At 62.2% G+C, this 15063-nt stretch carries 9 protein-coding genes; 4 read left to right on the forward strand and 5 right to left on the reverse strand.

The window, feature by feature from the left end; genetic code table 11:
- Positions 1-76: 76 nt before the first annotated feature.
- From VHX65_08570 to VHX65_08580, 3 genes are all read right to left on the reverse strand, one after another.
- Positions 77-997 (reverse strand): bifunctional 5,10-methylenetetrahydrofolate dehydrogenase/5,10-methenyltetrahydrofolate cyclohydrolase, encoded by a 921-nt coding sequence (locus tag VHX65_08570; GenBank protein HEX3998587.1) that lies wholly within the window; start codon positions 995-997, stop codon positions 77-79.
- Positions 998-1145: 148 nt separating this feature from the next.
- Complete coding sequence (locus VHX65_08575; GenBank protein HEX3998588.1) at positions 1146-2819, reverse strand: AMP-binding protein; 1674 nt, start codon at positions 2817-2819, stop codon at positions 1146-1148.
- A gap of 169 nt (positions 2820-2988) precedes the next feature.
- Positions 2989-4191 carry an LptF/LptG family permease gene (locus VHX65_08580; GenBank protein ID HEX3998589.1) on the reverse strand — a complete coding sequence of 401 codons (1203 nt, stop codon included), beginning with the start codon at positions 4189-4191 and terminating at the stop codon, positions 2989-2991.
- 276 nt (positions 4192-4467) lie between these two features.
- Between VHX65_08580 and VHX65_08585 the strand changes: the two genes are divergently transcribed.
- The 3 genes from VHX65_08585 (at position 4468) to VHX65_08595 (ending at position 11052) form a co-directional block, all read left to right on the forward strand.
- Positions 4468-6963: a hypothetical protein gene (locus VHX65_08585; protein HEX3998590.1), complete on the forward strand. Its 2496-nt coding sequence runs from the start codon at positions 4468-4470 to the stop codon at positions 6961-6963.
- 104 nt (positions 6964-7067) lie between these two features.
- Complete coding sequence (locus tag VHX65_08590; protein ID HEX3998591.1) at positions 7068-8723, forward strand: amidase family protein; 1656 nt, start codon at positions 7068-7070, stop codon at positions 8721-8723.
- 142 nt (positions 8724-8865) lie between these two features.
- Positions 8866-11052: a beta-galactosidase trimerization domain-containing protein gene (locus VHX65_08595; GenBank protein HEX3998592.1), complete on the forward strand. Its 2187-nt coding sequence runs from the start codon at positions 8866-8868 to the stop codon at positions 11050-11052.
- Between the two features lie 717 nt (positions 11053-11769).
- Here VHX65_08595 and mraZ read toward each other — a convergent pair.
- Complete coding sequence (mraZ, locus tag VHX65_08600; GenBank protein ID HEX3998593.1) at positions 11770-12222, reverse strand: division/cell wall cluster transcriptional repressor MraZ; 453 nt, start codon at positions 12220-12222, stop codon at positions 11770-11772.
- Between the two features lie 198 nt (positions 12223-12420).
- Positions 12421-13665, reverse strand: a complete 1245-nt coding sequence (locus VHX65_08605) for a glycosyltransferase (GenBank protein HEX3998594.1) — start codon at positions 13663-13665, stop codon at positions 12421-12423.
- 142 nt (positions 13666-13807) lie between these two features.
- Here VHX65_08605 and queA point away from each other — a divergent pair, with 142 nt between their 5' ends.
- Positions 13808-14869, forward strand: coding sequence for a tRNA preQ1(34) S-adenosylmethionine ribosyltransferase-isomerase QueA (gene queA / locus VHX65_08610; GenBank protein ID HEX3998595.1), 1062 nt, complete (start codon positions 13808-13810; stop codon positions 14867-14869).
- Positions 14870-15063 lie beyond the last annotated feature (194 nt).

Here is a 15063-nt window from a genome sequence, read left to right on the forward strand (position 1 = left end):
AGGAGGCCGAAGCGCGAGCAAGGGAATCGTTTTGCTCCGGCCGAAATGGTGATTGGGCAATTGCCATCACGCTTCGTTACTTCCTTGCTTGCGCTGCGGGCTCCGGTTGCTGCGGGCTCTGGTGCGCCGCGAGGAGCGTGTTGTGCAGGAGCATGGTCACCGTCAGCGGGCCGACGCCGCCCGGCACCGGCGTGATGTAGCCGGCCACTTCGCGGACCGATGGAAAATCGACGTCGCCGAACATTTTTCCATCGAGGCGGTTCATTCCAACATCGATCACCGCCGCTCCCGGCTTCACCATGTCGGCCGTGATGAATCTTGCCCGGCCGATCGCCACGATCAAGATATCGGCTTGCCGAGTGATGTCGGCAAGATTGGACGTGCGGCTATGGCAGACCGTCACGGTCGCATCGGCCCCTGCTCCGCGCTGCACCAGCAGCAACGCCATCGGTTTGCCGACGATATCGCTTCGCCCGACGATCACCGCATGCCGGCCGGCAATTGGGATTTGGTTTCGCACGAGCAGTTGTTGGATGCCGTAAGGCGTGCAGGGCAAAAATCGCGGATGGCCTTGCGCGATAAGCCCGACGTTTTCAGGATGAAACGCGTCCACGTCTTTGAGCGGGCTGACGGCTCGCAACACTCGAGCCGCGTCGATCTGCGGCGGCAACGGCGTTTGCACCAGAATGCCATGCACCGGAGCACCATTGTTTCCGGTGCCGCTATTTCCGGCGATATTCAACGTGGCGATGAGATCGAGCAGTTCATCGGTCGTTGTCGAGGTCGGAAGCCGATAGAGCTGGCTCACCATTCCGACTCGCCCACAAGCCAATTGCTTGTTGCGAACATAGACTTCGCTCGCCGGATCATTGCCAACGAGCACCGCAGCCAGGCAAGGCGCGACGCCGTGCGCATCGACAAATTCAGCCACTTGCGCAGCCATTTCCTGCTGGATCGTCGCGGCGAGCGCTTTGCCGTCGAGAAGTTTTGCGGTCACAAGACACGCCCCAATCACGATGCGTTGCAAGATCCGATAATCATCGGGCATCGAGCAGCATACACACTCGGGCGGTTAGCCGACAGTTCCGCGTTTGGAATTTGACGCGGCGAAATACGCGGCGGAAAGGCAATGATTTCCCCGGCCGCTATGCGGTCGCTTGTTCGCTCAAGCCGAGTTCCTGCCGCATCGTGTCGCGGATCTTGAACTTTTGGATCTTGCCGGTGACCGTTTCTGGAAACGCTTCGACGAAGCGGACATATTTCGGCACTTTGAAGAATGCCAATCGGGCACGGCAAAAGTCGCGGAGTTCTTGCTCGGTGGCGGTTTGGCCCGTTTTGAGCTTGATCCATGCGCAGACTTCTTCGCCGTATTTTGGATCGGGCACGCCGACGACCGCCGCCTGCTCGACGGCCGGGTGCGTGAACAGAAATTCTTCGATCTCGCGCGGATAGATGTTTTCGCCGCCGCGGATCACCATGTCCTTGATTCGGCCGGTGATTTTGTAATAACCGTTCGGAAGCCGCAGGGCGATGTCGCCCGTGTGCAGCCAGCCGTCGGCATCGATGGCGGCGCGTGTGGCCTCGGGATTCCTGTAATAGCCGAGCATCACAACATGGCCGCGGGCGCAGAGTTCCCCTTGCTCGTTGTCGCCGAGCGTGGCGCCGCTGACGGGATCGGCGATTTTCACTTCGATGTTCGGAATCGGCCGGCCCACGGTTTCCACGCGCATTTCCAGCGGATCGTCGGTGCGAGTTTGCGTGATGATCGGCGACGCTTCGGTTTGGCCGTAGCCGATCGTGATCTCGCTGCAGCCGAGATCGCCGACCACGGCCCGCATGGTTTCGATCGGACAAGGGCTGCCCGACATGATGCCGGTGCGGAGCGAGGAAAGATCGCGACCGGGCCGGCTCGGGTCGTTCAATTCGGCGATGAACATCGTCGGTACGCCGTAGATCGCCGTGGCCCGTTCGCGCTCGATCGCGTCGAGTGTGGCGGTGGGGTCGAACGATTCGGCCGGGATGATCATCGCCGCGCCGTGGACGACCGCGCTCGTGGTCCCGAGCACGCAGCCGAAACAATGGTAGAACGGCACCGGAATGCAGATCCGATCGCGCTCGGTAAGCTTCAGGCAATTGCCGAAATAAAACGTGTTCAGCAGCAGGTTGCGATGGCTGAGCGTGGCGGCCTTTGGAAAGCCGGTCGTGCCGGAGGTGTATTGAATGTTGATCGCGTCGTTCGGGCGGAGCGTGGCGGCGGACGCGTCGATCGCCGAATGCGGAGTTGTTTGGCCACGGCGGTACATTTCGTCCCACGAGATCATTCCGGACCGCGGTGTGCCGCGCATGGCGACCGCCCAGCGCAAGCGTGGAAACGCCGCTGTCTGCAATTGGCCTGGTTCGGCGGCCGCCATTTCCGGGCAAACTTCCGCGAGCATCGCGAAATAGTCCGACTTCTTAAAGCCGTCGATCAGAAACAGGGCCGTCGCATCGCATTGGTTCAAAACATATTTCAGTTCGAACGGCCGATAAGCCGGGTTGATCGTCACTAGCACCGCCCCGATTCGCGCGGTGGCGAATTGCAAGAGGACCCATTCCGGAACGTTCGTGGCCCAAACGGCCACATGCTCGCCGCTGCGGATCCCGAGAGCCAACAACCCGCGGGCCGCATCGTCGACGCGCTCCAAAAACTCCCGCCACGAGAGCCGCAGATTCAATTGCGGAAACACGAGCGCATCGCGGTCGGCAAAGCGGCCGGCGGTCGCCGCGAGCGCCTGGCCGATCGTCAGCCCTTCGACCCAAGGAGTGTCTGAATCCGCCATGCGATACCGTCTCCTCCGGGGGCCCGGACGCCTGCAGCGCTAGCAAGGATGACTTCGGTTGGTGCGCCAAAAGGGGTCGGCCGCGCCAAAGGGGTCAGGCACATTTTTCGGCGTTGCGCTTTTTCGACAATGCCGGCCGCCGATGTGCCGAAAAATGAGCCAGACCCCGTTATTCGCGCAGTGGGTCCGACATCGCGATCGCCAGCGGCACAAACACCATCAGCGGCAGCCACGCCGCCAGCGACGGGCTGATCCAATAGCTCGACCCCAAATATTGCGCCCCCATCACCAACATCAGAAACGCCACCACCAATCCGACGCACATTCCAATCGCCGCGAAAACATTCTTCCCCCGCTGCAACATCAACGGCAAACCGAGAAACAACAGTGTCATATCCAACAGCGGCTGTAGCGGCCGAGCATGGATTGCCACCGCCACGTCGGCCCCCAGCGCCAAGCTCCGATTACGCAACCCGGCTACTAATTCTAGGAACGAGGCGTAGCGCAGCCAATCGTCGGCCCCGACGAGTTGTTCGAACGTGATATCGCTCGGCACAAAGCATTGGTCCTCCTTCAGCCAATGATAGTCGTGCGGCGACAGCACGAGCGGCTTGCCGTTTTTGTCCAACAGCGACGGCCGCTTGGCCAAATCCTTCGGCTGCGTGAGCCCAGTCATAAGATAGCCGCTCGGATGCTTGGCATCGGCCGGAAGGTAATAGGCGTCGGCCGCTTGAAGCTGTTTGTAAGGGGCATCGAGCGACTGGGGGAGCATGAAATTTGGCTCGATGATTTGCCGGGCTTTGGCGACGGTCTGCTTGCCGCGGAGGAGGATGTCGGTCGAATCGTCGCGCTTGGGGCGGAGTTCTTTGGCCCGCTCGCCGCCCAGATCGTGCGAATCGAGAGCCAACTTGTCGCGCACGCGTGGAATCACCAGTTCGCGGCTCGCGGCCGCAAGCAGACTAATCACTAGCGCCGCATACACGATCGGCTTGATGATCCGCCGCTGGGAAATACCCGCCGCCAAAAGGGCCGTCAGTTCGTTGAATCGCTGGAACATCGCCAGCGTAAACATCGCCGCGATCAAGGCCACGATTCCGCTGGTGGCGTCGAAAAACGACAGGCTTCGGTAGACGTAGTATTTCCCGATCACCGCGAACACGCCGCCGTGTCTTTCCCCATAGCTAATAAACTCTTCCAAATTCGTGAACGCATCGATCACGATATACAGCCCATCCATGCTGCAAAAGCAGATCAAGAAAATCTGCAAGAATTGGCGGAGCAGGTATCGGTAGAGGATGAACATGCTCGCGCCGGCGGTGGGCGAAAAAGACCGGCCAAATGACAAGACAAAACGGCCGGGAGTATTGGGCAATGGTGGGCCGAAGGATAGGGAACCGTCCGTCGCCGGTCAAGATGAAGGGGGGAAGCACGAGCCGGGGCGGCAGGGGAGGCGTCAACGCCGGCCCGACGCGCGAAACCGCAAGCGAGCTGCTTTCCCTAGCGGCGGCTTGAGGCTCGCTTGCGATTTCGCGCGTCCGGCCGCAGCCCCCGCTTCCCCTTGCACCGCTTGCCCCGCCGCCCACTAGCAACTTGGCGAACAGCGATGGTAAACTAACGGTTACGTTGCACTTCCACCGGAGTATTTCGCATGGCCACCGCCACCTGTCCCAAATGTCATCTGCAGGTTTCCCTGCCAAATACCGACGACCACACGGTTTGGGTCCGCTGTCCGTTGTGCGGCGGGCAATACTCGCTCCGCACGGCCCTCGACCATGTTCCGCCGTCGCTGGAAATCCTCGGTCCAGCCGCCGCTGCTTCGACGGCCGCGGCTGGCGAAATGGTTGAATCGGGTGGCATGGCCGCCGCGGCGGGAATGGCGGCATTCGGCGAAATGCATGCTCCAAACATGCCGGCGGGCGAAATGCCGGTCCATGAATTGGCCGGCCACGAACTTCAAGCCCATGGCGAAATGGGCACGCCCGCCGACACGCTCGCACATCCCGAACACGGCGCAATGTTGGCCCCGCTCGCCGACGAGCATTTTCTGCATGCCGATCAAGGCGCCAACGGCGAACACACGGCCCAGCTCGCGTCGGGCGCTCCGTCGGACCATGCCGCCGCCCAGCCGCTGGGATTGGACCAGGTAGGCAGCGAGCCGCACGATCTTGGCGAACATCTCGGCGATTTCGATCTTGATGCAACCGAGCACAATGGACTGAATCCCGAGGGCGCTTTTATCGGGCACGGCGGATTGGCTGCGCACGAGTTGGCCGCGCACGAGGTGGCCGAACACCCCGAGCATGCCGGCGAAGAAGGTCTGTTGGAACACGATCCGTCGGAGGCCCTGTTCGGCGAGGTGCATGAGGGCACGAACGATAGGGCCGGTGGCGAACACGAGCACGCGATCGGACCAAATGGCGAACACGTGATCCAGCCCAGCGACGCGACCGATGGCGATCCGGAATTCCAATTTGCGGATGCCGAAGCCGGGGCGGAAGAAGATGGAGGCGACGAGCAGCAGGCGATGGGCGGAATCGCGACGATGGTGAAAACCGCCCCGCCGCCGAAAAAACGGCGGCAAGCGCCGCTGATGGTGAAGGTCGTCGGCGTTCTGGTGGGCTTGGGATTTGGCGTGATCGGCTGCTACCTCGTGTTCGGCGTGTTCTTGCTGATCGGCAACCACGAGGCTTCGATGTGGGGACAGCAATTCCATTTGAAATCGATCTATCCGACGTTCGTCAGCAAGCATATTGCCGACGAGCCGACGCCGCCGGCCCACCATGCAAAAACGCCCGAAAAGCTGACTGCCGGATCGACGCCGGTGGCGAATCCCGTAGCCCCGCCCGCTTCGCCCGACAATGGGGGTCCGCCGGCAACCCCCGGCACGCCGGCAGCGAACGCTCTGGCGCAGCAGCCCGACAAGACTTCGACGCCGCTGGAGACGTTCGAAGATCCGACGAAGGCTCCTCCCAGCGACTTAGAAAAACCCAATTCGTCGAAGCCCGATCTTTCTAAGCCCGATGTGCCGAGCGTCGCGTCGCCGAAATTCGAGGAACCGGCATTGCCCTTCGGCGACAAGACCCAAGGTAAAACGCCTGACAAAACGCCCGATAAGACAGCAGACAAAACGCCGGAAAAATTGACCACGCCAGCCGTTCCTGAAAAAGTTGCTCCGGCCTTCGAAGACCCGACCGCAAAGCCGGATAAGCCGGCCGTGACACCGGAAAAACCCGCCACGACGCCAGACAAACCGGCTGCCATCCCGGCCAAGCCGGAAACGCCGGCAGTTCCACCCGAAACAACTCTGCCGGCCGGCATTCCACCCACCGGAAAGACGCCCGATAAAACGCCTGAAGCGCCGCCCGAAAAGACCGTCGAAAAGCCGGTCGTGCCGGTTCCGGAAAAACCGGACGAACATCCGGCTCCCACAGCCGAAGCACAGCCGCCGGCTGCCGATCAACTCGCCAAAGTCGATGTTGCACTGACGCTTAGCGAGCAAACCTCGGAGAATCTCAAATCGGCTGCGCCGGGCGCCGATCGCTCGAGCAGGATCAAGGCCAGCGTGGCCAACTACAAGGCGATGAGCCACTTGGCCACCGAACTCGGGGCCCTCGGCAGCCCGTCGGCCGACCCGGCATTCGCCGCCCGCATCGAGGCGTTGCGGAAGAAAGCCGCGGCGCTGGCCGAAACGATGGGCTCGCCCGCCGAGCGCGACACGACTGCCATGCTCGCCGGCAAATGGATCGCATCGCCATCGCGCAAGGAAGGGGGCGCGGTGATCGTCGGCACGCTCGTCAAGATCGAGCCGGCCGACAAAGGCTTCGTAGCGCATATCAAGATGCCGAGCGATTCCAAGGAGCTGGCCTTCACGACGGCGAAGAAGCCCGAGGCGGCCGAGGGTTCGCCGGTTGTCGTGCTCGGCCTGCTCAACGCCGACGACGGCGGCACGGCGATCGAAATCCTACCCTCGTCCGACGACAAATCCGCCGCTCCGCCGCCCGCCGATAAACCCGCGACCGATAAACCCGCGACCGATAAATCCGCGACCGATAAACCAGCCACAGACAACGCGGCGCCCGTAAAACCGGCAGCGGATAAACCGGCAGCGGATAAAGCGGCAGCGGATAAACCGGCGGCTCAATAGCGCTCTTGGAGCCTGCTGCGCTCGCAAGGGAATACCGAAACTTCCTTGCTAGCGCCGCGGGCTCGTTGCATTCCTCACCCCTCGCCCTCACCTGTGCTCCCTCCATGCCCGACGGTCGCACGGCGATTGTTTCATCCGTCTGGAAGCATCCGCCGAGCGCCGCGACCATCGCTCGGCATATCGCCGCCGGCGAGCTATCCGCCGTCGAAGTGCTCGAGCCGCATCTCACGCGAATCGAAGATGTCGATCGGAAGCTGAATGCCGTTGTCGTGCGGCGGTTCGACGCGGCGCGGGCCGAAGCGCGGGCGGTCGACGATTGCCGCCGCCGCGGCTCGCCTCTTGGGCCGTTGGCCGGAGTGCCGATCACCGTCAAGGAATGTTTCCAACTCGCGGGCACGGCGACAACGCTGGGCGTTCGCCGCCGCACGAACTCCACCGCCCGCACCGATGGAACGCTCGTCGCCCGATTGCGGGCTGCCGGCGCGATCGTCGTCGGCAAGACGAATGTGCCGCAGCTCATGTTGCTCTACGAGACGGACAATCCGCTCTTCGGCCGAACGAACAATCCCTGGGATATTGGCCGTGCGGCAGGCGGTTCGAGCGGCGGCGAGGCGGCCATTATTGCTGCCGGCGGCGTGCCGCTTGGCTTGGGGAGCGATCTCGGCGGCAGCATCCGCCAACCGGCCCATGTTTGCGGAATTCATGGCCTGAAGCCCACCGGCGGCCGCATCACTTGCGCTGGCAGCTCGAATGCACTCGAGGGTTTCAATGCCTTTCCAATCCAACCCGGCCCGATGGCGCGGCATGTCGAGGATTTGGCGCTAGCGATGCGCGTGCTGACCGGGGCCGATAGTGGCTCGGCCGACAGTCGCTCGGCCGATGCGACCGATGGATTTGAATTCTCCAGCCGTGGCAAGTCGGGTTGGATCGACACGGACGTGCCACCGGTGGCATGGCGCGATCCGGCGGATGTGGAAGTCGGATCGCTGCGCGTCGCGTATTGGACGGAGGATGGTTATTTCCCGGCGGCGCCGGCAGCGCGCCGCGCGGTGGTCGAAGCGGCGGCGGCGGTGCGGTCGCACGGGGCCACGGTCGAACCATTCGATCCGCCCGATGTCGGCGAGGCGATGCGGTTGTATTTCGGATTAACCGGCGCGGATGGCGGCCGAGGAATTCGCGAGTTGCTCGGCTCGAGCCGCGTCGATTGGCGCCTTCGCCGCTTGCTGCGCTGGGCTCGATTGCCACGTTCGCTACGGCCGATGGTTTGTTCGCTATTGGAATTGATCGGCGAAGGGCGTACGGCCCAATTGGTGCGCGCGGCCGGGGCGATTTCCGCCCGCACGTATTGGCGGCTGGTGGCGGAGCGGCAACGTTATTTGCGGCAATTTTTGAACCGCATGCGGCTCGGCCGATTCGATGCGATCCTCACGCCCCCCTATGCGACCGCGGCAGTGCCGCATGGTTCGTCGCTCGTCATGCTTCCGGCGGCCAGCTATGCGCTGTTGCCCAACCTGCTCGATCTGCCGGCCGGCGTTGTCGCGGCCACCCGGGTTCGCGAGCACGAGGAGAGCGATCGCCCGGCACGCCGCGACCGCTGCGATCGAGCCGCGATCGCTGCCGAGCGATCCAGCGTCGGGCTGCCGATGGGCGTGCAAGTAATCGGGTTGCCGTGGCGAGAAGACCTGGTGTTGGCGCTGATGGCCGCGCTCGAATCTCACTTCCGTACTCAGCCCGGCTACCCCTTGCAACCGGGGATTTAAGCGAACGAACGTTCGATGCCCAGCAGCCCGCCGCGCTAGCAAGGAAAATTGGCAATGCTCTCATGCGAGCGCTGCGGGCTCCTGGGCAATGTGGGCGTCGGGCCATTTGCGATAACCCTTCGATTACATGGGAGGAAATAAGATGATCCGTGCGATTTGCTTCATGGTATTGTTTCTCGCCCCGGTTCGATCGTTCGCGCAAGACGACGCATATGCGAAGTACGTAACGACGTCTCGCGATTTTCAGCCGGTGAAACAAGACAAGGCTTGGGCGCTAAAGGCATTTCCCAGTTGGACTGTGATGCCCTGGTATTACCAGTGGAATATCGGCTTCAACGATGCGTCTGGCCGGTTTCAGATCGAAAATGGAATGAACGGCTCGTTTTGCGACCGTGGCAGCGACGGCCGGCTCGATTGGATCGATAAATTCCAGCTCCGCTTCTACATGGACCACACGGCCGGCAAGGGAGATTTGCACCAAGGGGCCGACGAATTCATCCGCCGCTACAAAAGCCGCATCGAGGGGACAGGCGTTCGCGTTCAGCCGGTGAACGATGCGATGCTCGCGCGGCTCGAGAAGATCATGCGGGGCAACATCGGCGAAGTCGAGCGTTCGCCGTTTCGCGGAGCCTATGCCCTCGACGACGAAATCTCGTGGGGGCATTTCACGCATCCATCGATGTGGCGGCTCACCGACGACGGCACCGCGTACGCCAAATGGCAGACGGAAATCTACGGCACGAGCGCGCCGAAATGGACCTCGTGGATCGGCTACAACGATATCCTGCCCAAGCTCCGCCAATGGGATATCGCCCATTTCGATGCCAGCCAACTCATGGATCAATGGACCTTCAACGATTCGTATTGGCTCAATTTCATCGGCGATCTTGTCGCTTATTCGAACACGCTCGACCCGGCCACGCCGTGCGGCTTCGTCGGCGGACAAGCCCCGAGCGCGTTCGGCGGCTACGACTACGCCAAGCTGATGCGCAAGGTGCAATATCTCGAGTCGTACAACGCCGGCGATTCGCAATCGATCATTCGCGGTCTGAATCCGCACAACGCTCTGCCCGCCGTCACCACGTTTTTCTACACTTCCTCGGCCGACAGCATTTGGCAAACGTGGAAATACCTGGCCAATGGCAACAAGGGCTTCATTTGCTGGGTCGAGCATTGGTTCGACGGCAAAACGCCACGGCCCTGGATCGCGGAAGTCGGCCCGCACTGGAAAGAAGCGGAAAAGGTGAGCCAGAAGCTCTCCGGGGCCGAATGGATCGACGACGGCGTGGCACTCTATTACAACCACGCCTCAATCCAATTGGGCTGGATCATGGATGCCGAATCGCACGGCAAAACATGGATCAACCGCAATGGCGACGATCGCCTCGGCGGCTCGCATCTCGTGCGCCACGCTTGGATCAACATGCTCCGCGATGAAGGGATTCAGTTCGGCTGGCTCAGCTACGTCGATCTGATCCAGCATGGCGTTCCCGCGAAATACAAAGTGCTGATTCTGCCGGCGACGTTATGCCTTTCCGATGCCGAGGCGCGAGAGATCAAGAAATTCTGCGCCGGCGGCGGCACCGTGATCGCCGATTATCTGCCGGGCCTGTGGGATCAGCATGGCAAGGGGCGGGCCGGGGGCGGCGTGCTCGACGAGATGTTCGGCGTCCGCCATGATCCGAAAATGACCGCCGGCGATATCTTCGGCAACCGGCTTTGGTGTGAAACCGATCAAGACGCCAACTTCGGCTACAAGACCTACGACGAACTATTGACGCGTGGCAACACGTCGATCAAAGACGCGAGCGGATTCGACAAGGCGGTGCGCTCGATGGGCGTGGCGCACGCGACGCGCTTCGGCAAGGGAACCGCCGTGCTGATGAACCTGTCGCCGCAATGGTACAACGCCTACCGCGTCGCCGGATCCGCTGCCGCGGCGAAGCGATCCGTGTTCATGAAGCCGCTCCACGATGCCGGCATCCGCCGCTGGGTGGAAATCAAGAACCCCGGCGACGAGGAATTCGGCTACGAAATCACCTATTGGTCTATCGCGGGCCGCACGTTCGCATTCGTCGTGATGGAGCCGGAAATCGCCGTCAGCGGCGTCGGCGGCGGCAACGCCGTTGGACTGAAAACCGCGACCCAGCCGATCACGCTTCACTTCGCCGCCCCGATTCGCGATGCCCGCGACGAGCGGAGCGGCAAATCGCTCGGCAGCGGCGCCGATTTTCCGTTCGATTGGAAGCTGAACGAAGCCGTCGTCGTGTCGTTCGCCGGCGATCCGCCGCGAAGTGCACCGGCCGCCGATGCCAACCTTCGCCGTTAGCGGCAATTCCCGATCGCCCCCGAAATACCAACCCGAAGCGTTAGCGAGGGACGAACCGCGACGGATACGACACTAGCCCGAAGCGTTAGCGAGAACGAACCGCGACGGACACCACACTAGCCCGAAGCGTTAGCGAGGACGAACCGCGACGGATACGACACTAGCCCGAAGCGTAAGCGAGGACGAACCGCGACGGACACCACACTAGCCCGAAGCGTTAGCGAGGGACGAACCGCGACGGATACGACACTAGCCCGAAGCGTTAGCGAGGGACGAACCGCCCTGGAGCGTTCCCTCGCTTACGCTTCGGGTTAGTGTGCGGTCAAATGCGGCAACCAAAAAAAGCGGCCGACCTGGGGCCTCGATCCTTGAAGCCCTGCCAGGTCGGACGCTTCCAGATGACTGATCGGCGGCAAGCCGTCCAGCATCCAGATGTTCGCGGCCCTCGGCCATCGTAGCCAAGGAGTAGATCAGGTCGGGTCCGGCAGCCCGTGGCCGACGGCTGACGGCAAAATGACCCCATCGCCGACGAACATATTTCAACACGACACGACACGACAATCCCGTTCGAATCCGTTCTCCCGGGCAACTGCTCCCATCGCTACACTTCCGAGGGCTAACTTGTGCGAATTCCGGATGCTTCCGATCTGCGAGCTCGAAGTATGCCCCCTGCCCGCTTGATTCAACGCCACTCGACTCAAACGCCGCTTGGTTCGTTTACACTTGACCGCGGGCCGTAAACGCCGCCTCGGCAATCTGATCGAATCGCTGCTGCCGCTTCGCTAGATATTCTTCCCAGTGCTTCTTGTCCCACAGCTCCATGTGATCCTGCACGCCGAGTAAAACCGCCTCGCGGCCCAAGCCGGCCAGTGTGCTCAATTCGGCGGGAATGCGAATCCGCCCCTGATCGTCGATCTCCACCCGCTGGGCCCGGGCATAGAACAATCGATTGAAATCGCGCACGTCTTGTCCAGCGGGAGAAGCGGCCGACAGGTGATCCGCCACTTGCGAAAGCGAGTCCTCCGTATAAATCGCCAACGATCCGTCGGTGTGCGGCGTGACGTACAACGTTCCTTCCGCCGCGGTGCCCAATGCCTCGCGGAGCTGCTTCGGGACGGCCAGCCTCATCTTCTCATCGATCGACCGGACGAATGTCCCGGTGAGAAGCATGGTGACCTGCGGAGCGGGGAATCAATCGAAATCTTCGTTGCTGGACACCACTTCTCCCCATTCCGTCCCAAATGTCCCCAAAGCATAACGACATCTCGACGTGCGTCAAGCATTTGTTCCCACGTGGCTTGCCGCAAAGCGGCGATCGCCGTCATTAATTGCACCGCTGGAAAGGGTTACGAAAATTCTTTGATCTTTTTATTTCGCTCCAAATGACGCGGCAGAGCCACCGATCAGCTGCCAATACAACCGCTCGTAGGCGATCACCACGTCGGCCAACCGAAACTTGCTTTCCGCCCGAGCGCGGTTCGCCGCTCCGAGCCGTTTGCAAAGCTCCGCATCGCCGGCAATTGCTGCGATCCGATCGATGAAACCGAGCCAATCGCCGGCGGAAACGACCTGCGGCGCGGCGGAGTGTTGTTGCACGAGATCACCGAGGAGTTCCGCGATTCCTTCACTCTGTAGGGCGACGACCGGTTTGCCGCCGGCCATCGCCTCGAGCACGGTGTTCGACATTCCTTCCCATCGCGATGGGGCGACGAGCATCTCCGCAGCCGCGATAATCGCAGGCAAATCGCTCCGCCAACCGAGCCAATGGATGCGATCCTGCACACCGAGTTCGCCCGCCCGCCGGCGCAGCGCATCGAGCCGCGGCCCGTCGCCGACGAAAACCAGATCGTGTTCTTCGAGCCTGTTCAGTAGCGACCGCGCATCTTCGAGAAGCCGCGCGGCCCCTTTCTGATCGTCGCTGTCCAACCGGCCGACAAACAGCAAGAACCGTCTGCCGGCCCGCAATCCGAGCCGCGGTGGATCGATCGGGAGTGCAGGAATCCGTTTGACATCGATGCCGTTGGGGATCACCAGGATTTTTTCCGCGGCGAGGCCGACCTGTTCCCGCGCGAACCGAGCCACTCCCTCGCTCACAGCGACATGCCGCGCCGCCCAGCGCCCGGCCCATCGCTCCAAAGGCCGTCGCCAACGGCGCCGTGGCTCCGCGACGCGCAAACCGGTGACGATCGGCACGTAAGACATCGGCGCGTGCTGTGCGGCGAGTCTTCGGGCCGCGATCGGCCCCCAAACATTGGCGTGCCACAGAAACGTTTGCACTAACGCTGGCCGTTGCCGACGCAATTCGCTCCGCAATCGGCCGAGCACGCGGCATGCGTCCACAATTCTGCGAGCGCCCAAGAAACATACGGGCACATTCGCAACCCCAAGACGCGCGACAAGCGATTCGCCCGCTCCGACCGGTCGCGGTTCGAGGCAAAAAACCATCGGCTCGAAGAAGCGGCGATCGATTCGCGTCGCCAGTTCGACGAGAAATCGCTCGGCCCCGCCAACATCCAGGTCGGTGATGCAAAAAGCGATGCGATTGGGAAGGCGTTCGCGGTCGAAAGGTTCACTGTTGCGGCCTTCGCTCGCTGGATGTTTTGCGCCTGCCATCGGCCGTCCGTTCGCCCGCTTGCTGCAATATCGAAGCACGAGCCCAATGCCTTATACTCGAACCACAGCCGTAACGGAATTCGGGCATGCCCGATTGCCGGCGGGAAAGTGTCAGAACCTGGGAATTGCCTGAACCTTGAAAATGTCTGAACTCGATGCCTACGACTACGAACTGCCGCATGAATTGATCGCCCAGGAGCCGCTCGCGCATCGGGCCGATGCGCGGCTGCTGGTCGTCGACCGCGCGCGGGACGAGCTATCGCACCGCCATGTCCGCGATCTGCCGGAAATTCTGCGGGCCGGCGATTTGATGGTGCTGAACGACACGCGGGTCGTTCCCGCCCGGCTGGTGGGCCATCGCACGATGACGGGCGGCCGCTGGGAAGGCCTGTTTCTGAGCGTCGACGAGCAAGGGTTGTGGCGTCTGTTGGCTCGCGGACGGGGAAAAATGGCCATCGGCGAAACCATCACGCTCGTCAATGCCGAGGGCCGCGACGATATTCGCCTCCGCTTGGTCGAGCGGGCCGAGGGCGGCGTTTGGATCATGCATGCCGAATCCGATCGGCCAGCGCTCGAGGTGCTCGATCGCGTCGGCCGGGTGCCGCTGCCGCCCTACATCCGGCATGGCGAAATGGCGCCGGCCGATCGCGAGCGTTATCAAACCGTGTTCGCCCGGCAACCGGGAGCCGTCGCCGCCCCAACCGCCGGTCTGCATTTTACCGACGAACTGCTTCGCCGCGCCGAAGCGGCCGGAATCGGCACTTGTTTCGTCACGCTCCACGTCGGCCTCGACACGTTTCGGCCGGTCACCGCCGAGCGGCTCGCCGACCATTCGATGCACCGCGAATGGGGCGAGCTCGGCGAAGCCACGGCCGAAAAAATCAACGTTTGCCGCGCCCACGGCGGCCGAGCGGTAGCCGTTGGGACTACGTCGGTCCGTGTGCTCGAAACCGCCGCTCAAGGAAACAGCGGTTCGGCCGAATCGGTTTCCCCCTGGAGCGGGTTGACCGACTTGTTCATTCGGCCCCCGTATCGTTTCCGATTGGTCGACGCGCTGCTGACGAATTTTCACCTCCCGCGCACCACGCTCTTGGTGCTAGTCCACACCTTTGGCGGCGATAGGCTATTGAAGCGAGCCTACGCCGAAGCAATCGCCCACGGCTACCGCTTCTACAGCTATGGCGACGCAATGCTGATCGTTTGAAGAGCAGATCGAAACCACGAATTACACGAATTACGCGAAGAAGAGACGAGGCAAACAGCGCGTTGGTCCTCGTTCTCGATTCGCGTGATTCGTTTCATTCGTGGTCTCTCCTCCTCCCGAGGCCGCTAGCACGACTGCGGCGTCTCCGCGTATACTGCGGCGGCGCCGTGGCGATTGAGTCGCTGCGGCAATCG

The organism is Pirellulales bacterium (assembly GCA_036267355.1).
Taxonomy (GTDB): domain Bacteria; phylum Planctomycetota; class Planctomycetia; order Pirellulales; family DATAWG01; genus DATAWG01.